The organism is Paraburkholderia terricola, assembly GCF_900142195.1.
Classification (GTDB): Bacteria; Pseudomonadota; Gammaproteobacteria; order Burkholderiales; family Burkholderiaceae; genus Paraburkholderia; species Paraburkholderia terricola.
In genome coordinates this window covers 75,050-93,810 of sequence record NZ_FRAB01000018.1, presented here as the reverse complement: position 1 = coordinate 93,810, position 18,761 = coordinate 75,050, and the positions used below count along the sequence as shown (strand labels likewise).

General features: G+C 64.4%; 14 protein-coding genes and 1 pseudogene. 7 read left to right on the top strand and 8 right to left on the bottom strand.

Annotation, left to right across the window (positions count from 1 at the left end):
* Positions 1-13: 13 nt before the first annotated feature.
* The 5 genes from BUE39_RS17545 to BUE39_RS17525 form a co-directional block, all read right to left on the bottom strand.
* Positions 14-1,033 carry an AAA family ATPase gene (locus BUE39_RS17545; protein WP_073429986.1) on the bottom strand — a complete coding sequence of 340 codons (1,020 nt, stop codon included), beginning with the start codon at positions 1,031-1,033 and terminating at the stop codon, positions 14-16.
* A 94-nt stretch (positions 1,034-1,127) separates the two neighbouring features.
* Complete coding sequence (locus BUE39_RS17540) at positions 1,128-2,315, bottom strand: NAD(P)-binding domain-containing protein (protein WP_073429985.1); 1,188 nt, start codon at positions 2,313-2,315, stop codon at positions 1,128-1,130.
* A 3-nt stretch (positions 2,316-2,318) separates the two neighbouring features.
* A complete protein-coding gene (locus BUE39_RS17535; protein WP_073429984.1) occupies positions 2,319-3,596 on the bottom strand; it encodes a nucleotidyl transferase family protein in 1,278 nt (425 codons plus the stop codon).
* Complete coding sequence (locus BUE39_RS17530; protein WP_159442575.1) at positions 3,593-4,114, bottom strand: GNAT family N-acetyltransferase; 522 nt, start codon at positions 4,112-4,114, stop codon at positions 3,593-3,595. Before BUE39_RS17530 ends, BUE39_RS17535 begins: the two co-directional genes overlap by 4 nt.
* A 43-nt stretch (positions 4,115-4,157) precedes the next feature.
* Positions 4,158-4,991 (bottom strand): HalD/BesD family halogenase, encoded by an 834-nt coding sequence (locus tag BUE39_RS17525; RefSeq protein WP_143031984.1) that lies wholly within the window; start codon positions 4,989-4,991, stop codon positions 4,158-4,160.
* A 556-nt stretch (positions 4,992-5,547) separates the two neighbouring features.
* Here BUE39_RS17525 and BUE39_RS17520 point away from each other — a divergent pair.
* The 4 genes and pseudogenes from BUE39_RS17520 to BUE39_RS17505 all read left to right on the top strand — a co-directional run bounded on the left by BUE39_RS17520 (position 5,548) and on the right by BUE39_RS17505 (position 7,254).
* Positions 5,548-6,030 (top strand): cupin domain-containing protein, encoded by a 483-nt coding sequence (locus BUE39_RS17520; RefSeq protein WP_073429983.1) that lies wholly within the window; start codon positions 5,548-5,550, stop codon positions 6,028-6,030.
* A 71-nt stretch (positions 6,031-6,101) separates the two neighbouring features.
* Positions 6,102-6,308, top strand: a pseudogene (locus tag BUE39_RS35525) (TetR/AcrR family transcriptional regulator); the annotation flags it as partial.
* On the top strand, positions 6,298-6,498 hold the full coding sequence (locus tag BUE39_RS17510) for a hypothetical protein (RefSeq protein ID WP_073429982.1): 201 nt from the start codon (positions 6,298-6,300) through the stop codon (positions 6,496-6,498). The pseudogene BUE39_RS35525 and the gene BUE39_RS17510, both read left to right, overlap by 11 nt.
* 483 nt (positions 6,499-6,981) lie before the next feature.
* Positions 6,982-7,254 carry a YodC family protein gene (locus tag BUE39_RS17505; protein ID WP_073429981.1) on the top strand — a complete coding sequence of 91 codons (273 nt, stop codon included), beginning with the start codon at positions 6,982-6,984 and terminating at the stop codon, positions 7,252-7,254.
* Between the two features lie 73 nt (positions 7,255-7,327).
* On the opposite strand, the gene BUE39_RS17500 is transcribed toward BUE39_RS17505, so the two are convergent.
* Positions 7,328-7,639, bottom strand: coding sequence for a superinfection immunity protein (locus BUE39_RS17500; protein WP_073429980.1), 312 nt, complete (start codon positions 7,637-7,639; stop codon positions 7,328-7,330).
* 192 nt (positions 7,640-7,831) lie between these two features.
* Here BUE39_RS17500 and BUE39_RS17495 point away from each other — a divergent pair, with 192 nt between their 5' ends.
* From BUE39_RS17495 to BUE39_RS17485, 3 genes are all read left to right on the top strand, one after another.
* Entirely contained in the window at positions 7,832-9,295 is a 1,464-nt protein-coding gene (locus tag BUE39_RS17495; protein WP_073429979.1) for a M20 family metallopeptidase, read from the top strand.
* Between the two features lie 73 nt (positions 9,296-9,368).
* Entirely contained in the window at positions 9,369-10,472 is a 1,104-nt protein-coding gene (locus tag BUE39_RS17490; RefSeq protein WP_073429978.1) for a malate/lactate/ureidoglycolate dehydrogenase, read from the top strand.
* Between the two features lie 419 nt (positions 10,473-10,891).
* A complete protein-coding gene (locus tag BUE39_RS17485; protein ID WP_073429977.1) occupies positions 10,892-11,776 on the top strand; it encodes a crotonase/enoyl-CoA hydratase family protein in 885 nt (294 codons plus the stop codon).
* Between the two features lie 54 nt (positions 11,777-11,830).
* Here BUE39_RS17485 and pdeR read toward each other — a convergent pair whose 3' ends face one another.
* Positions 11,831-13,834: a cyclic di-GMP phosphodiesterase gene (pdeR, locus tag BUE39_RS17480; RefSeq protein ID WP_073429976.1), complete on the bottom strand. Its 2,004-nt coding sequence runs from the start codon at positions 13,832-13,834 to the stop codon at positions 11,831-11,833.
* A 220-nt stretch (positions 13,835-14,054) separates the two neighbouring features.
* The gene (locus BUE39_RS17475; protein ID WP_412534864.1) at positions 14,055-18,758 is read right to left on the bottom strand and encodes a DEAD/DEAH box helicase; all 4,704 of its coding nucleotides are present in this window, start codon (positions 18,756-18,758) and stop codon (positions 14,055-14,057) included.
* Between the last annotated feature and the right edge of the window lie 3 nt (positions 18,759-18,761).

Below are 18,761 nucleotides of genomic sequence, written 5' to 3'. Positions count from 1 at the left end.
GTGTCGATCGGCATCATGGCGCGGCGACGCGGCGCATGATCGCCTGCACCAACGCGTCGGCCAGTTCCGCACGGCGCAGTTCGTAGATCGGTGTAAAAAACACGCGATGGCCGAGCGCGGCCGGCAGCACCGCATGGATGTCCTCGGGAATCAGATAGGCGCGTTCGGCCAGCCACGCGACCACGCGCGCCGCGCGCAGCAGCGCGCTCATTCCGCGCGGACTGGCGCCTGCGAGTATCAGCCGGTCGATATCGACGTCGCCGAGCCGGATGTCGTATTGCGCGGGTTTTTCGGTGGCCTCCCAGAGTTGCAGCACGTATCGCTCGATCGTCTCGCTTGCGCGCACATGACGCTGGATCGACGCGGCCACCGCATTCAGCTCACGCCACGACAGCATGCCGGCGGGCAACTGTTCAAGCACCGTGTCGACGTCGTGAAACAGCGGGTCGAAAACGAGCCGGCTGCGAATGGCGGGGTCCGCGGGCGTCGGCATGTTCAGTTCGAACATGAAGCGGTCGCGCGCGGCGGACGCCAGTTCGAAGGTTTCCTCCTTTTCGACCTTGTTGCGATCGGCGAATACCGTCATGTGCGGAAAGTGATGTTCGCGATTGAATGCGGATACCGACCGCTCGGCCATCGCGCGCAGCAGCAGCGATTGCACCTGCGGCCGCGCGCGGTTGATCTCGTTGAAGAAGAACGTCGTGAGCCGCTCGCCATGACGCAGCAACGGGCCGGGGTCGATGCGCGGCGCGCCTTCGGCGTCCACGTAGGTGTGGTAGACGAGATCGCCAGGCATCAGGTCGATCGTTCCCTCGACGCGTTCGAACTCGCCGCCGATCGCCCGCGCAAAAGCACGCAGCAGCGTGGTCTTGCCGACGCCCACGTCGCCTTCGAGCAGCACATGTCCGCGCGCGAACAACGCGACGGTGATCAGGCGTATCACCTGCTGCTGCCCGATGACCGCCTGCGCGACGGCCGCTTCCAGTTGCAGCGCGTCGCTGCGCCAGTCCTGCAACGCTTCTTCAGAGAGCATCCGGTTTCTCCGTTCTGGACGTCGGTTGAGTGGTTGCTGCACGCTGGTTGTGTATCTGATACCTGCTGTTTATCGCTACCTCTCGGCGCGGGCATCAGGCGGCGAGATGCCGCGCAATTCTCGGCGACGTGAAGACGGCGCCGAAGGCGAAGCGCATGACCGGGCCGAAGCTGGTCGCCGACACCGGCCCGACGAAATACAGACCGCGCACGGACGATTCGAAATGCGCGGAGAGACGAGGCGTCGATCCAATTAATGCGAGCCGGTCGACGATCCGTGGCGCGAGAAACGGCAGGCGGCGCGCATCGCTGCGGTAGCCGGTCGCCGCGATCAGGTGGTCGCCGCTTACGACGCGGCGCTTGCCATCCTGGCCTCGCAATTCCAACTCCACCTGGTTTCCGTCAGCGCGAGCCGCTTCGATTTCAAAGCCAAGCAGTTGGGAGACGGCCTCCGCCCGTTCGCGCATGAACCATCCGACCGAGGGGCCGAGAAATTCCCGCACGGTCCGCAGCCGGCGCTCGTCAGGGAAATAGCGGTATAGCCACGGCCATATGTCGGTGCAAGTACGCTGCTTCCAGCCCGGACCGACGCCGGACATCGGCATCGAAACGCGCTTGAGCAAGGGACGGTTTAGCGGCTCGTCGTAGTTGAATCTGACGGCTGAACGCCGCGCGATCAGCTGGACCGTCGCACCGGCATCCTCTAGCAATACCGCGAGATCGAATGCGGACGCGCCCGCGCCAAGCACGAGCACGCGCTGTCCGCGAAACCGCTCCAGTTCGCGATGCTCGCCGCTGTGTGACAGGCGCTCGGACGGCAGATGCGCGAGCACATCGGGAATATGACGGAAATGGTCGATGCCTACGGCCAGCACGACCTTGCGCGCGCTGAATGAGCCGCCGTTCGCCAGTTGCAGCGCAAAACCCTCCGCGCACGCGTCGATCGTTTCGACCGGCACATCTTCCAGACCGGGCGCGAAACGTTGCTGGAACGCCAGCCCATATGCCGAGAACGTATCTAATTGCACTGGTAGTCCGACTTCGTGATATGGAATGCCCTGTTGTTCGCAGTAGTGGCGCAGCGTGAAGGTTCGGCCCGGATCGCAGATCGTCGACGAAAAACCAGCGGACTTGAGCATCATCCCCTTGGGCATGTGTCTGCGCCAGATCTGCATTGGCGTGCCGAATATCCGCAACGACTTGCCGCTGCCGCGCAGGTGAGCGGCGATCGACAGCCCGAACGGGCCGGCTCCTACGATGGCGATATCAACATTGGCTTGCATGCGTCACTCCATCGTGGTAGATGCGGCGGGACAATCGCCTGTCACACGGACATCGCGATCCGGATTGCGGACGTGCTCGAAGCAATATCCGGATGCGAACACGAAGTCCTGTCCCGAGCCAGTCGCGACAAGAAACCGCTCGACTGTTTCCGAGGTCAGGCCCGTCGCGCCGCTGCGAATCGCTGTGGCCGACACGCCGTCGGTGCGCACGACTGCGCACGGAAAGACCCAGCCGCAATCGTCGAACAGGTTCCTGACCCACATGCCGCCCGTATCGCTGCCATGCAAGCCATGCAACGGCTGACCTCGATGCCGTCTGCGGACCTCGCGCAACACGCCGACGAAACCTTCCTTGTCGTAGATGTCCGGCAGATCCAGCACTTCGACGCGTTGCGCGAGGCCGGCATCGCCGCATGCCGCCCTGAGCAGTTCCCTGCGGACTTCGTAATCGTAAAAGCGATTGCCCGTCGGAAAGTAGTTCTTGCCAGGATCCGCAGACGAGGTTTTCGAATAGATGCGCATGCCGGCCTCGCGCGACATCGCTATCTCTCCGCGTTCGAGCGCCTGCCGATGCAGTTTCGGCACGGTCGTGCAATGCACATAGATCGTGTCCAAACGACGCCCGTCCAGTGCGTCGCGGATCATCCGCAGATGCGAGTTGTGCACGGGATTAAACGAGCCGAAAAACACGCCGACGCCTGCGCGTGGAAACCAGAACGAACGAAGATCGGCGAGCGCGCCGACGAGCAGGTCCGCTAAATAGACGGCCGCACCGGTCACCGCGAGATATCGCACGGCCGGTTCGACGACGACGCTGGCGACGAGCCATGCCGCCACGGCAAGCGCAAGAACGAGGTTGCTCGTCCGCTCGCCGCGTCCGTGGTACGCAAACCGGAATGCAAGAGATTGCAGAGCCGCCGAAGCGGCGGTCGCGATGACGAAGGTCATGGCGTCGAGTAAGCGCTGCCCCGTCGCTGTGCCAACCAGGGTCGCCACGACCAGTACGACAGGCGCGTGCAGCGCCAGCCTCGCGAGCCGGCCAGGCGTGACGCGCGCGAAACGTAACCCGATAGCGTCCTCGGTGCGAATCATTTTGACTGCAACAGCCGGCAGTAGTGACGCGCTAGCGGCAAGGCCGAAGCTTGCCGCTAGCGCGGCCTCGGCGGACGCGGCCGCGCGCGACCAGACGATCGCGATGGGCCAGGCTGCGGCAAGCCAGGGATAGACCCGCGAGCTGACGCGCAGCCGCGCTCTACCAAGCATAGCGGCCACCGTTTTCATGGACGCCCTCCGGGAGAAGAGTGCCCGCGAACCATTCCAATGTGCAGGATCCGGTCTTCGATGTACGGTTCGCCCTGCGGCGCGAAACCGAACGACTGATAAAACTCCCTCAGATAGAATTGCGACGATATCTTGACAGGGGTATTGCCGCGAACTTCATCAAGATGTGCGAGCGCGAGCGTGACAAGTTCGCGGCCGATACCGGCATGACGATGCTCCGGATGTACCACGACTCTGCCGAAGCTAAAAAAGCCCGGCTCGAACAGATCCTTCGGCAACACGCGCGCGTACGCAACGAGCCGGCCATCGACGAAGCCGGTTAAATGACGGCAATGCGGGTCGCGTCCGTCCGCGTCGAGATAAGGCACATTCTGTTCGACGACAAAGATGCTTTCCCGCAGGCTGATCGCCGCGTAGAGGTGCGCGACTGGCAGTTGCTCGAAGCTGGACCAGCGCCACGCGACTGCGTCGGCGCGCGCGTTGACGGAGTGCGAAGCCGATGCCGCCACTGCTTCCACTCTCGACGCCAGATTGCGGATGTGGCCGGTGGCTCCGTCATCGTCACGAGCGCGCTGCATGATCGCTCTCCGTGCCATACAGCATGTCAGCTGTCGAGCCGTATTCCATGACGGCGGTGCATTGAAACGCAAGGTTGACGACGGCTCGCCGCTCGCCGGCGCGCACGAGCGGTGCGACGCGATGCAGATTCATGTCGGCGCGCAGCAGATAGGCGTCGCCGGCCTGATGGCGATGGCGGTCAACGAGACCGTTTTCCTCCGCCCACGCGACAAGGTCGCCGATCGCTTCGTCCTGCCTGCGATGCTTGCGACGGCACAGGTCGGTCCAGTTCGGCACGACCTCGAGCTCGCCGCCGCCATTTTCACCAGGCAGTTCGGCAAATATCACGAGCGCATAGGGCGGGTCGTCCAGATGCCAGCCGTGCGTATCACCGCGTTGATGGAGAAAATTCGCGACCATGAATTCTTCGGGATGCGTGCACGAATAGACCGTGCGGCCGACGATATTTTCCACGCAGTTGCGCAATGCGTAATGGTGATAAAGGCTATAGAGAAACGGTGAATGAGCCTTGATAATCGATCCGCCGAGCGCCGAGAGACTTCGCGGCGTCGCATAGCCTGGCATTTCAAAACTCTTGCGTATCGCGAGTTGAGCAAGTTCATCAAGCTCGTTCTTTATCAGCTTCAACCCAGCAGGCGAGATAAATTCGAATAACCGAATATACCCAAATCGCATAAATTGCTCGCGCATTTGCTGGAGTATGTTCCAGTCGTATTGCTGCGGCATAACGATACTGTACAAGTCGGCAGCCCAGTTGTCCGCTGTGCGCTGCTGTACGCCATGGTCACGTGCTCCGTCAATTTCGGGTGCGTCCATGGACTCGCTCCATGTCATTAGTGAATATGCAAATTTCCTGTCGCGACATCGGACAAGACCCAGCTGGTGCCTGAAGGGCGCTTTTCGGGGCCAAGCATAAGCAACTTACGAGCCAAAAGCGGAACGCTTTAAGAAAGGGTGTGAAACCGGGTGCCAAATGTTTCCGGATCGGCACGAGAACCTGACAAGGATCGCATCGATAACCGTACTCCCAATCACTGAAACACAAAGTGTCACGAATACACCGCACAGTGTGCGAAAAGGCCCGTGACAAACTGGATCTCTATAATGGAACGCTTAATATTGCTTTGCAGCGCAATTGGCGATTTCGGCGTTGCGTCGAACTTCTTTTGTGCATATACGATCCACTTGGTAGTCGCCCACTTGATAGTCGCGTGGAATCGATAAACGCTAACCGCATTTCGTTGTCGCTAGTCGGCCAAAATGGCCGTTCGCCACGGTTGCTGCCCACATTCAAAATGCCGCGCGCCGCGAACTAATTTTGTCCTTTCCGGGAGCCGCTATCATCGACGTTCGTCCTGAAGGAGATCAACCGATGAGCCGACCCGATTTCATCAAACACTGGACCGAACTCGAAGAACCGGATCCACACTCCTATCGCGGCGATACCGAGCCAATGGCGCTGGACGCGCCGCTTTCCGCCGCACTCGGCATTACGCGTATCGGCATTCATCATGTCAGGCTTCTGCCCGGACGGCGGACCTCCTATCCGCACGCCGAAAGCACCGAGCAGGAGTTCGTGTACGTGCTCGAAGGCAAGCCCGATGTGTGGATCGACGGCGTGCTTCACCGCATTGCCGAAGGCGATTCCGTCGCGTTTCCGGCAGGCACTGGAATCTGCCACACCTTCATCAACAATACGAAGGACGAAGTCAGGCTGATGGTGATCGGCGAACGTCCGCGCGACGACAACCGTATTCGCTACCCGCTCAATGAGGCGCACGAACTGACTCGCGCGGACCGCTGGATGGACTGGCCCACCAGACCCCTCGGGGACCATGATGGGATGCCGGACTGAGGCTTACGCGGACGATTATTTGGGCCGATATCGAGGCGTCTGATACCGGTGTTGCAGTGAGTGACGCATCGCTGGCCGCGCTCGATCACTACGCCGAAGGCTGGGTGGCGCGCCTCACCGAGCGCCCCGACCCGCCGACCGCGCCGGAAGAGGCGCTACGCAACGCCTTGCTGCATTACGCGCGGCTCGCGTGCGCGCTGACCGGCAAGCGCAGTTGCTTCATTACCAATACCACGCTGGAGATGCAACCCGGCGACGAGGCATTGCGTGCCCGCGTTCGGCACCGCGGCGATCAGCGGCGCGTTCTTCGGCGCGATCGACGGCCGCGCGACGGCGGATGCCTACGCGCATGCGTTCCAGCTCAGCCTCGCGATCAATGCGTTGCTCATGCTGGCGTGGCATCGGTTCAAGCGTGCTGCTGGTGCTCATCCGCAATTTGTACTGCGCCGCGCCGCACGCCCGGCTTAAAAATACCGAATGCGTAATCGTTTTCAACGGTGCAGTGCGGGATAATCACGCGTCTTAAACAAAGTGCATTTATCCACGGCGCATTTACCGGTGATCGGGGCGTTCACAGGTAATTGCGCTTTGCGCCGCGAACGGGAATAAACCCGTGGCGCGGATCGATCATGCTTTTGATGTGACGAAACACGCATCGCATTTTTTACTCGCGGCGTCATACGGCCGCAGTAAATCCTGCGACCGTGCGGTGCCGCACAGAGCGCGCCCAGTGGCGCATTGAAGGGTTTTCCCCGTTTCATCCGACGAGCCTTCGCATGCGATACTCCTTGTACTGCCGATGAAAACGATGTGATTAAAAAGCACTTGCGGTGATTAAATTCGATTGTTAATCTTGGCAAACATTTTAGAGTTTCCATCAGCAACCTTTAATGTCGAAAAGCCCAGCGCAATGACTTAATACCGCTCGACGGTTTCCCAGGGGATTGAAATATGCCAACCGCCACCATTGACGCACTCCAGATTCCAGCAGCCGCACGCTTTAACGTGGGCGACGTTGTCACGCTGAAGGAAGGCGGCCCGCGCATGACGGTCACCTATGCGGGTGCGGTGGCGCTCAATCCCGGCGAATGGCTGATGTGCGAGTGGTTCGACGAACAGGGCGAACTGCGCCGCGAGATGTTCTCGCCCGCGAGCGTACGCACTGAGCCGCGCTCGATCCCCGCCGCCTCGGTCATGTGGAACCGGGTAGGCCGGGCCGCCTGATCGGCCGGATATTTTCCGGCTTTCGCCTGGCGCGCGATCGGCCGATCGGCGCGCCCGATTACTTCCTTCTGATCTACTTCTCCGAGCGCTCTCGCGCCGTCGCGCGTCGTTGCACGCGCATTAGAAGCGCCGATGAAAACGCGCGCATCCGCACGATCTTTCGCGTCTCCACGATCTGTCCGGCGAGATTCTTCGGCGGGTTGGGTTGCAACGACCAGTAGAGCGCGAGCAGCCAGCCGAAACCCGTCCAGCCGAGGCACGCATTGAAGAGCGCGAGCGTGAGCACGTCATGACGCTTGCGCCGGTCGGCCAGAATCGCCGGCAGAAAATACAGCGCGAGAACGAGCGCCGCCGCGATGGCCTGAACCAATAGATTGCCGTCCATGAAACCGGCTCCCAATAGGCGAGCTATGCGTTGATTGTCGCGCGATTGCGCGACTCACGCAGCTTCATGCGAACCCCAGGGCGCGGCTCGCCATGCGGCAGGCGCGGGCATTCAGTCAGCGGGACTGCAGCCTGCCTGGCATCGGGACTATCATGGGCGTTTCATCGAAACGAACCGCAACGGACCGCCACCATGATCTCCGACGATACGACCCAGCAGACCCAGCGCATCAACCCCGACACGCTACGCGAATTCGTCGACCGCAAATGGAACGACGAGATCGTGCCCGCGCTGACGGACTACATCGCGGTGCCGGCCAAGAGCCCGGCGTTCGACCCAAAGTGGGTCGAGCACGGCTATCTGGAGCGCGTGGTCACCGACGCGGCGCAATGGGCCGAACAGCAGCCGGTGAAGGGCCTGAAGCTCGAAGTGATCCGCCTGCCGGGCCGCACGCCGGTGATTTTCTTCGAGACCGCCGCGACGCGTTCGGGCAGCGAGGAAACCATCGTGCTGTACGGCCACCTCGACAAGCAGCCTGAATTCGACGGCTGGCGCAACGACCTCGGCCCGTGGACCCCCAAGCTCGAAAACGACAAGCTGTACGGCCGCGGCGGCGCCGACGACGGCTACGCGATCTACGCGAGCCTCACCGCGCTCGCCGCGCTGGACGCGCAAGGCGTCGAGCGGCCGCGCTGCGTCGGCCTGATCGAAACCTGCGAGGAGTCCGGCAGCTACGATCTGCTGCCCTACGTCGACGTGCTGCGCGAACGGCTCGGCAAGGTCGGGCTCGTCGTGTGTCTCGATTCGGGCGCGGGTAACTACGATCAACTGTGGCTCACCACCTCGCTGCGCGGCCTCGTCGCCGGCGACCTCGAGGTTCAGGTGCTCGACGAAGGCATTCACTCGGGCGGTTACGGCGGCATCGCGCCGTCGAGCTTCCGCGTCATGCGGCAACTGTTCGACCGGCTGGAGGATGCCGCCAACGGCACGCTGCTGCCGAAGGGTTTTCACTGCCCGATCCCGGCAGACCGTCTGCGTGAAGCGGAAGCCACCGCGCGGATTCTCGGCGACGACGTCTGGAAAAAACTGCCGTGGGCCTGCGGCCAGGACGGCCGCCAGGTGCTGCCCACCACCACCGATCCGCAAGAAGCCTTGCTCAATTCGACGTGGCGTCCGTCGCTCTCCGTGACCGGTGCGGCCGGCTTGCCCGCGCTCGCGGACGCGGGCAACGTGCTGCGTCCGCGCACGGCGTTCAAGCTGTCGCTGCGGCTGCCGCCGCTGATCGAAGCGGACAAGGCCGTCGCCGAGTTGAAGGCGCTGCTCGAATTCGATCCGCCGTACAACGCCCGGGTGACGTTCAAACCGGACGCGGGTGCGGCGAGCGGCTGGAGCGCGCCGGATCTCGCGCCGTGGCTCGCCACGGCGTTGAATGACGCGTCGCGCGAACACTACGGCGCGGACGTCGCCTATATGGGTCAGGGCGGCACGATTCCGTTGATGAACGTGCTGAAGGCGGGCTTCCCGAAATCGCAGTTCATGGTGTGCGGCGTGCTCGGGCCGAAGTCGAACGCGCATGGGCCCAACGAGTTTTTGCACGTGCCGTACGGCAAGAAGCTCACGGCCGCGGTGGCCGAAGTGATCGCCGCCGCGCCTTGAGCGCTCGTGCGGGTTCCTGTCGATCCGCGCTTTGATCCTTGTTTCGATCCTGCCACTCACGCCATCGATCTGAATGAACGAAAACCAGACTGCCCGACTTGCCACGCCCCGGATTCCGGCCGATCAATTGCACGCCTACGTGAAGGCGATCTGGGCGCGGGCGGGCAGTGCGCCGCGCGAGGCGGAACTGGTCGCGGATCATCTGGTGGCGGCGAACCTGACCGGCCACGACTCGCATGGCGTGGGCATGATCCCGCGTTACGTGGCGTCGCTCGCCGACGCGCAACTGCAACTGAACCGGCATGCCGAGGTGGTGAAGGACGTGGGCGCCGTGCTGACGGTCGAAGGCGGCAAGGGCTTCGGCCAGGTGGTGGCGTTCGAGGCCATGGAGCAGGGCATCGCGCGTGCACGGCGCCTCGGCATCTGCGCGGTCGGCTTGCGCGGCGCGCATCACATCGGGCGCATCGGCCACTGGGCCGAGCAATGCGCGCGCGCCGGGCTGGTGTCGTTCCACTTCGTCAACGTGGCGGGCGATCCGCTCGTCGCGCCGTTCGGCGGCGCGGATCGCCGCATCGGCACCAATCCGTTTTGCGCGGCGTATCCGCGGCCCGGCAAGCCGCCGCTCGTGCTCGACTTCGCGACCAGCACGGTGGCGTACGGCAAGACGCGGGTCGCCTATAACCAGGGCAAAGCGGTGCCGCCCGGCGCGCTGATCGATCACGAAGGCCGGCCGACGCTCGAACCCAAGGTCATGCACGAGGCGCCGTTCGGTTCGCTCACGCCATTCGGCGGCCACAAGGGATTCGGGCTCGCGGCGATGTGCGAGATTTTCGGCGGCGCGGTCTCGGGCGGCTTCACCACGCACACGGAAACGCTCGGCACGACCAACGCGATTATCAACTGCATGCTGTCGGTGATCATCGATCCCGCCGCGTTCGACGCACCCGATGCGCAAGCCGAGGCCGATGCATTCATCGACTGGGTGAAGGCTTCGCCGCTCGCGACCGGCGTCGATCGTCTCTACGAGCCGGGCGAACCGGAGCGCATCATGCGCGCCCAACGCGAGGCCGAAGGCATTCCGGTGGACCCCGCGACGTGGGCGCAGATTCGCGCGGCGGCGCTGACCGTCGGCATGAGCGAGCAGGACGCCGAGGGCTGGTCCGCGCGCTTGCGGTAACGCCGCCTGGGGCAAGCGCGGGCGCGGCGGAGCGCCCGCGTCCGCTTATCGGGGTCGAATAGTCCGTCTGTTGGACCACAAATAAAAGTTAAACCCCACAAGCTTTATTTTCGATTGCATTACCTAAACCGCGCGTATTTCGTTTTCTTTCGAATCGGCAACAAATTCCGCTTACGCGCGTTCAATAATCCGATTGCGGTCATGCGCCTATTGACCGTCTAATTTCGCTCATCTCCGGTGCGCAAGCGTTTGCGTCCCGTATTGCTTCCCCAGCCTGCCGCCTGCCCTGAGAGCCCCGCCTGACGCGGCTTGCGGCACTGCTTGCAATCATCTGTTGGTTACCCCGCTCCCAATCGATTCCGGTCTGATTTAGGCTCGCATGGCAATGCCGTTGTTTTAACTTTAAAGGACCGTTCAAAATGAATCTGCATAACCACCACGCCTGCCGCCCGTTCCTCGAAGCCGGCAATCTGTCGCAAATCTCCGCTTATTACGAAGAAGGCCGTAACGTGATGTGGATGATGTTGCGGGCGCAGCCGCGCCCCTGTTTCAACCTCGATCTGGTGCACGATATTCTGGGACTCGCGCAGGCAGCACGAGACTCGGGCTTGCCGATCGACTTCTGGGTTACCGGCTCGCTGATTCCCACCATGTTCAACGTCGGCGGCGACCTCGATTTCTTCGCCGACACAATCCGCTCCGGCAAGCGCCAGGCGCTGCTCTCGTACGCGCGGGCTTGCGTGGATTGCGTCCACGCGGCGGCGCGCGGCTTCGACACCGGCGCGATCTCGATCGCGATGGTGGAGGGCACCGCGCTCGGCGGCGGATTCGAGGCGGCGCTCGCCCATCATTTCCTGCTCGCGCAGAACGACGCGCGCATGGGCTTTCCCGAAATCGCCTTCAACCTGTTCCCCGGCATGGGCGGCTATTCGCTGGTGGCGCGCAAGGCCGGCATGCGGCTCGCGGAGGAGCTGATCGGCGTGGGCGAATCGCATACGGCGGAATGGCACTTCGGCAAGGGGCTGGTCGATCAGCTATTCGAGCCGGGCGACGCTTATATGGCGACGCGCACGTTCATCGATACGCTCAAGCCGAAGATGAACGGCATCCGCGCGATGCTGCGCGCACGTCAGCGCGTGCTGCAACTGTCGCGCGCGGAACTGATGGAAATTACCGAGGACTGGGTGGACGCCGCGTTCACGATCGAAGAGAAGGATCTCGCCTTCATGGAGCGGCTGGTGATGCTGCAAAACCGCCGCAGCGCGAATCTGCGGCAGACGGCCAGCACCGCCAGTTTCGCGTGAGCGGCGTTCGGTCGTAGCGACAGCGGGCCGCGCAAGGGGGCGCGGCGCGGAAGCTCAGGCGATCAGCCTGAGCTTCTGCCTGTCCTGCAACCAGCGCTCGAATTCGGCGGCGGGCATGGCCTGCCCATACAGGAAGCCCTGCACGTAATCCACGCCCAGGCCCTTCATGAACGTTTCCTCGGATTCCGTCTCGATGCCTTCGGCGACCACCTTGAAATCCAGTTCCTGCGCGACGGCCACCATCGAACGCACGAGCGCTTGCGCCTTGGTGTCGGCGTTGATCGAGCGCACGAAGCTGCGGTCGAGCTTGATCACGTCGAGCGGAATGCGGCCCAGTTGCGACAGCGAGGAATAACCGGTGCCGAAGTCGTCCAGATGAACCTGGGCGCCGATTTGCCGGAACTGCGTGATCAGATCGATGGCCGCCGCTTCGTCCTCGATCAGGCAACTCTCGGTGAGTTCCAGGTCGATCAGGCAGGGGTCGAGGTTCGCGTGCTGCAGCGCCTCGCTGAAATGCCGCACCACCGCCGTATCGACCAGTTGCCGCGCCGACACGTTGATCGCGATGCGCAGGTTGTAGCCGGCGGCTTTCCATTTGGCCGCCTGTTTCGCGGCCGTTTCCATGACCCAGCGGCCCAGCACGCCGATCAAACCGGATTCTTCCGCGTAACGGATGAATTCGGCCGGCATGATCTGCCCGCGCTCCGGCGAATTCCAGCGCACCAGCGCCTCGGCGCCCTGCACCGCGCCGGTGGTGAGCGACAGCTTGGGCTGGTAGTGCAGCGACAGTTGACCTTCCTCGATGCCGCGCCGCAGATTGGTGTCGAGCCACATGTACTCCGCCACCTTGCGGTTCATGACCGGCGAAAACACGCGGTAGGTGCGCTTGCCTTCGTCCTTGGCGACGTACATGGCGGTGTCCGCCGCGCGAATCAACGATTCGAGGCTCTCGCCGTGTTCCGGATAGCGCGCGATGCCGATCGAGCAGCCTGTGTAGACCTCGACGAGTCCGAGACTGAACGCGGTGCGCAGGCGTTCGAGAATGCGCTGCGCGGTGACTTCGAGCAGGTTCGCGGTGCCCTTGGCGGCGAGCACGATGAACTCGTCGCCGCCCAGGCGCGCGAGCGCGTCGCCCTCGTTCAGGCAGGTCTTGATGGCCGCCGACACGTCGCGGATCAACTGGTCGCCGAACACGTGGCCGTAGTGATCGTTGACGCGCTTGAAGTTGTCGAGATCGAGAAACAGCACGCCGACCGCCTCGCCGGGGGCCGCTTGCTCGATGGCGGCGCGGATCTTGTCCTGGATCGCATTGCGGTTGGCGAGGCCGGTGAGCGAATCCGTATTCGCCAGTTCGATGAGCCGTTCCTGGGCGAGCCGTTCGTCGGTGATGTCGGTGCCCGAGCAGATCAGGAATTGTTCGTCCACGCCGCTGCCGCTGTGAACGAACTTGTTGCGAAACAGAAAGAGCCGCTCGCCGCGCACCGTCTTGACGCGCCGCTCCACTTCGTAGGACACGCCGCGATTGAAAAAGCCGGCGATGTTCTGGCTCGACGCCGCGCCGTCTTCGGTGGACATGAAAAGCGCCCACACGTTGCGGCCGACGATGTTCTCTTCCTTCACGCCGGTGAGTTCCTCGGCGAGCCGGTTAAAGCGCTGAATGCGCCCATGCCGGTCGACGATCACCACGACGGAATTGACTTCGGAAACGACCTGTTCGGCGAACGAAAGACCGTGCACCAGATCGCGCGCGACCGATTCGGTGTCGTCGTAAGCCGACGCCGTGCCCGCCCAGGTGTTGCCATTGAGCTTCTTGCCGACGAGATGCAGACGCAGCGGCTCGCCGAACAGACGCACGTCGAGCACGAGGTGGGAAGTGACGCCGGTGAGGCAGCGGACTTGCGAAGCCTGCTGGGGATTCAGCGGAATGGCGACATGGGCGGGCACGTCCCCGGTGACCGGCGCGAGTTCCAGTGCGTTGCTGTCGCTCGACAGACGCCAGCAAGGACTGCTCGTACCGAACTGGGCGAATAGCACCTGGTCGTGTTGGTCGTCGTTCATGAGAATCCCCGGGCGGTGTATGCCGGCGGCCGTTGATCAAGGCCGGTTGGCGGCAAACAGTCTCTTCATCATACTTAATTGAGACTGGTCTCATTGTAGCGAAGCGGCAGCATTCAGGCTTATAAAGATTTGACGATTGCGCGGCCGCGCGCTTTGGCGCGCTTTGGCTCACTTCACGGCACGATTCCGGTGCAATCGTCGTGGCGTCGCGGGAAAAACCCTAAAACCTGCGCGCCAGCCACCCGCGCGCCCGTTCGCGCTCCGCCGGAAGCGCCTCGACCGAAGCTTCGAACCAGAAAACCCCGCCGACGAGCGTGCCGATAACGACACCGTCGCGATACAAAATACGATTTCCCGTAACCGCCGGCACCCGTTCGCCCACCAGCAGCGTTCCCGTGAGATTCAGCGGATCGGTCGCGGCGACACAGACAAACGCACCGTCGTTCGCGTGCCGCCGCACCTCGCGCAGCAAGGGAATCGCCTCGGGCAGCGCGAATTGCTCGCCGGCGAGGCCGTTCACGAAGCGCCCGCCGCGAATCACGCCGCGCGCTTCGAGCCGTTGAAAAACGCGCAGCAGATCGCGCCACGGCGGCAGCCATTCCGCCTCGCGTTCGAGCAGGCGCCAGAACACCACGCCATAGCGGCGCAGCAACGTCATCGCGACGTGTTCGAGTACTTCCGGCGGCAACTGCCGGCGCCGCTCCGGCGTGCTTTCCGCAGACGCGGCGGCGGCGCTGCCGCGCCTGAGCAGCGCCCAGCGTCCCGCGTCGTCCATGCCGCCGATGAGCGCGCTCGCGCGCGCGCGCCGGCTGCCGGAAAAAGCGTTGCGTTTGGCGACCGGCTTCAGCAACGCGCGCAAGCCCGCGAAACTGTCGGAATTCGCGAGGCCGGCGGCCACGAGTTCGCCCAGCGCGTTTTCCAGTTCCATACGCAGGACGCGAACTTCACTCAGCAGTTCGTCGAAGAACATCGCGCCGTGTTGCGACAGCGCGTCGTACACGCTTTGCGCGCGCGCCGATAACTCCGGTTGCCTCGACGGGTCGATCAGCGCGCTCCACACGCGGATGTGCGCTCGCGGCAGCAGCACGATCGGCGTGCCGCGCACGGGTCCGGCGGCGCTGCGCGCGCGCTCGGTGAGCCGGGTCCAGACGATCTTGCCGGCGCGGCATAGTTCGTCAAGCGAAGTACTGGAGTAGGCCTTCACGCGCGCGGGCAGGATGTCTTCTTCCCATGCGCCCGCCGCGGCCTGGAAGCCTTCCAGTTGTTCGAGCACCGCGGCGAGCGCGTCGCGTCCCTCGCTGCGCGTGTCCGGCGTCAAGTGCTGCCATTCGAACAGGAAGCGCATGAAGTCGTGCCGTTCCACCGGTTCGATCTCGCGCCGCAAGCGTTTGACGGTGTAGCGGTGAATCCGCGCGAGCAGGTGACGCTCGCACCATTCTTCTTCCGTCGCCCGGGGCGTGAAGCGGCCGCGCATCACGTAGCCTTCCGCTTCGAGACGCGTCAAGGTCCGTTCGACCGATGCCGCGGGCAACCCCAGCGCCTGCGCGATGGTGTTCACCGGCAGCGGGCCGAAGCCGGTGAGCCGCGCGCGTAACACGTCGAGCAGGGCGTCGTCGGCGTTCCATGCGTCGGCGTAGCCCTTCGGCGCGGTGAGCGGCGGCGCGAACGCGGCGTCGGGATAGAGCGCTTCGAAGCAGGTCAGGCGCTCGGCGCTCAGCCATAGCGTCGTGTGCGTGCCGGCGATGTTCAGGCGCGTGGCGCGGCCGGATTCGGCCAGCGACGCGAGCCAAGCCGGCCACCCTTCGTTGCGATGCGCTTCGGCCTCGGTGATGCAGGCGAGGCCCGTCAGCGCTTCGTGCATCTCGTCGGCGTTGCGCGCCTGCGGCCAGGCTTCGTCGCGCACGCTGTCGATCGCGGCGGCGTCGAGCGCGCCGAGGTCGTCGGCACTGGCGGGATCGGTCCAGCGGCGGTTCAGCACGGCTTGCGTGCGGCGCTCCTCGATCGGCGCGTCGTCGAGATAGGCGTACGGCTTGGCGGTGAGGATTTCGGCGGCCAGCGGCGAGGGCGCCGGCAGATCGCGGGCGACGAGCCGCACGTCGCCCTGTTCGATACGGCGCAGCAGCGCGATCCAGTGTTCGCTGTCCATGGCGTCGTGCAGACAGTCGTCGACGGTCTGATCCACCAGCGGATGACGCGGCAGTTCGCGCTCGCCGACGATGTTCTCCAGACACGCGGCCTGCTCGGGGAACACGCTCGCGAGCAGGTCCTCGCTGCGCATGCGCTGCAATTGCGGCGCGGTTTTGCGGCCGCCGGTGTAACGCGGCAAGCCGAGCGCGATGGTCGCGTTCCAGCGCCAGCGCACGCCGAACAGCGGCGCGTCGAGCAGCGCCTGGATCAGCAGATGCTCGGCGCTGTTCGAATGCAGATAGCGCCACACTTCGTCGAGCACGAACGAATGGCTGCCGGTGAGCGAGAGCACGATCGCGTCTTCGGTCGCGGCGGCTTGCAATTCGAAGTTGAAGTTGCGGCAAAACCGCTTCCTCAGCGCGAGACCCCACGCGCGGTTCACGCGGCTGCCGAACGGGGAGTGGATCACGAGCTGCGTGCCGCCGGATTCGTCGAAGAAGCGCTCCATGACGAGCGTGTCTTGCGTCGGCAGCACGCCGAGCGCGGCGCGCGCCCGCGCGAGATAGTCGACGATCTGGCGCGCGGCGGCTTCGTCGAGGCCGAGCGAATCGACGAGCCAGTCGATCGCGCGTTCGATGCGGGCGGTCATCGTTGGGTCGGTTGCGGCAATTGCGGCAGTTGCGGCGGGCGGCGCGTCGGCGGCGATTGCCGCCGACGATGCCGATTCCGCCGATCCCCCATCCCGCGTTTCGACAACAGCCGAGGCCGCCTTTGCGCGCGTTTTCGCCGTCGCCGACAACGCCGGCCGCTTCGCGTTCCGGCGCGTCGACGACGGCTCGCCGTGCGAAACCGTCGCGGGCTCCTCCTCTCCATCGAGCCAGCGCCCGATCTGCTCGCGCAAGCGCGCCACGCCGAGCGAGAGTTCATCGCTGCGCCCCGGCGCCTCGCCCAGCCAGAACGGAATGTTCGGCGGCTGGCCCTGCGCGTCCTCGACTCGCACGCGGCCGCTCTCGATCCGCAGAATCCGGTATGACGCATTGCCGAGTTGAAACACGTCGCCGGCAAGACTTTCGACCGCGAAATCCTCGTTGACGGTGCCGATATTGATCGCCTGCGGTTCGAGCACGACCGCATAGTCGGCGTTCTCGGGAATCGTGCCGCCCGAGGTCACCGCGACCAGCTTGCCGCCGCGCCGGCCGCGCAAGGTGCCGCTCACGACGTCGCGATGGATGTACGCGCCGCGCGGGCCGTTGCGGCTCGTATAGCCTTCGACGAGCATGCGCAGCACCGCGTCGTATTGCTCGCGCTCCAGCTCCGCGTAGGGCGCGGCGCGCCGCATCATCTCGAACAGCGCATCCTCGTTCCACTCGGCGCTCGACACTTCCGCGACGATCTGTTGCGCGAGCACGTCGAGCGGCGCGCGCGGAATCCGCAGCGCGTCGAGTTCGCCGCGCCGCACGCAATCGAGCAGCGCCGCGCATTCGATCAGATCGTCGCGCGAAACCGGAAAAAGCCGCCCCTTCGGCATGCCGCCCACGTGATGCCCCGACCGACCGACGCGTTGCAGGAACGGCGCGATCGCGCGCGGCGAACCCATCTGGCAGACCAGATCGACGTCGCCGATATCGATGCCGAGTTCCAGCGAAGCCGTGGCGATCAGCACGCGCAACTCGCCGCGTTTCAGGCGCTGCTCGGCATCGAAACGATGTTCCCTGGCGAGGCTTCCGTGATGCGCGGCCACCGCTTCCTTGCCGAGCCGCTCGGTCAGATGACGCGCGGCGCGCTCGGCCATGCGGCGCGTGTTGACGAAAATCAGCGTGGTGCGGTGCATCGCGACGAGTTCGGCGAGGCGGTCGTAGACGCGCTCCCAGACTTCGTTCGGCATGACCGCTTCGAGCGGCACCGGGGGAATGTCCAGCGCGAGGTCGCGCGCGCGAATATGGCCCACGTCGACGATCGCGCAGTCGGCGGGCAGCCCGCTGTCGATGCTCGCGCCGCCCACCAGAAAGCGCGCCACCGCGCTCACGGGTTTTTGCGTGGCCGACAGGCCGATGCGCGGCAGGCGCCGCGCGCACAGCGCGTCGAGCCGTTCGAGACTGAGCGCGAGATGGCTGCCGCGCTTGCTGCCGGCCAGCGCATGAATTTCATCGACGATCACGGTGCGCACCGTCGACAGCATGCGGCGGCCCGAGTCCGAACCGAGCAGCACGTAGAGCGATTCGGGCGTGGTGACGAGAATATGCGGCGCGCGCTTTCTGAGCGCGCTGCGTTCCTGCTGCGTGGTGTCGCCGGTGCGCACGGCGGTGCGGATGTCCAGCGGCGGCAGGCCGCGCGCGTCGAGTTCCGCGGCGATGCCTTGCAACGGCATTTGCAGATTGAGGCGAATGTCGTTCGAGAGCGCCTTGAGCGGCGACACGTAGACCACCAGCGTTTCGTCCGGCAACGCGCCGCCGTTGGCGAGACCCTGATGGACGAGATCGTCGAGCGCCGAGAGGAACGCGGTGAGGGTCTTGCCGGAACCGGTCGGCGCGGCGACCAGCGTCGAGCGGCCTCGGCGAATCTGCGGCCAGGCGGCGGCCTGCGCGTCGGTGGGGCCGGGGAACGTGTTCAGAAACCAGCCGGCGACCGCGGGATGGAAGTCGTCGAGCGCGCGGGCCGTGGCGGCGCTGATGGGGGAATCCACCGCGTCAGCCTGGGCAGGGCCCGCGGTCGCGGGTCCCGCGGAAGCCGCGCGCAAGGCGGCGGCGGAGGTCGAAGCCGAAGTCATGCCTGCGTAGTTGGGGGCGCGACGTGCCATATC

Bases quoted from the DNA above. Each gene is read 5' to 3' on its own strand.
- BUE39_RS17525 (WP_143031984.1), bottom strand. From the start codon at position 4,991: ATGGACGCACCCGAAATTGACGGAGCACGTGACCATGGCGTACAGCAG.
- BUE39_RS17485 (WP_073429977.1), top strand. From the start codon at position 10,892: ATGAATCTGCATAACCACCACGCCTGCCGCCCGTTCCTCGAAGCCGGC.
- BUE39_RS17495 (WP_073429979.1), top strand. From the start codon at position 7,832: ATGATCTCCGACGATACGACCCAGCAGACCCAGCGCATCAACCCCGAC.
- BUE39_RS17505 (WP_073429981.1), top strand. From the start codon at position 6,982: ATGCCAACCGCCACCATTGACGCACTCCAGATTCCAGCAGCCGCACGC.
- BUE39_RS17535 (WP_073429984.1), bottom strand. From the start codon at position 3,596: ATGAAAACGGTGGCCGCTATGCTTGGTAGAGCGCGGCTGCGCGTCAGC.
- BUE39_RS17540 (WP_073429985.1), bottom strand. From the start codon at position 2,315: ATGCAAGCCAATGTTGATATCGCCATCGTAGGAGCCGGCCCGTTCGGG.
- BUE39_RS17490 (WP_073429978.1), top strand. From the start codon at position 9,369: ATGAACGAAAACCAGACTGCCCGACTTGCCACGCCCCGGATTCCGGCC.
- BUE39_RS17545 (WP_073429986.1), bottom strand. From the start codon at position 1,033: ATGCTCTCTGAAGAAGCGTTGCAGGACTGGCGCAGCGACGCGCTGCAA.
- pdeR (WP_073429976.1), bottom strand. From the start codon at position 13,834: ATGAACGACGACCAACACGACCAGGTGCTATTCGCCCAGTTCGGTACG.
- BUE39_RS17500 (WP_073429980.1), bottom strand. From the start codon at position 7,639: ATGGACGGCAATCTATTGGTTCAGGCCATCGCGGCGGCGCTCGTTCTC.
- BUE39_RS17475 (WP_412534864.1), bottom strand. From the start codon at position 18,758: ATGGCACGTCGCGCCCCCAACTACGCAGGCATGACTTCGGCTTCGACC.
- BUE39_RS17520 (WP_073429983.1), top strand. From the start codon at position 5,548: ATGAGCCGACCCGATTTCATCAAACACTGGACCGAACTCGAAGAACCG.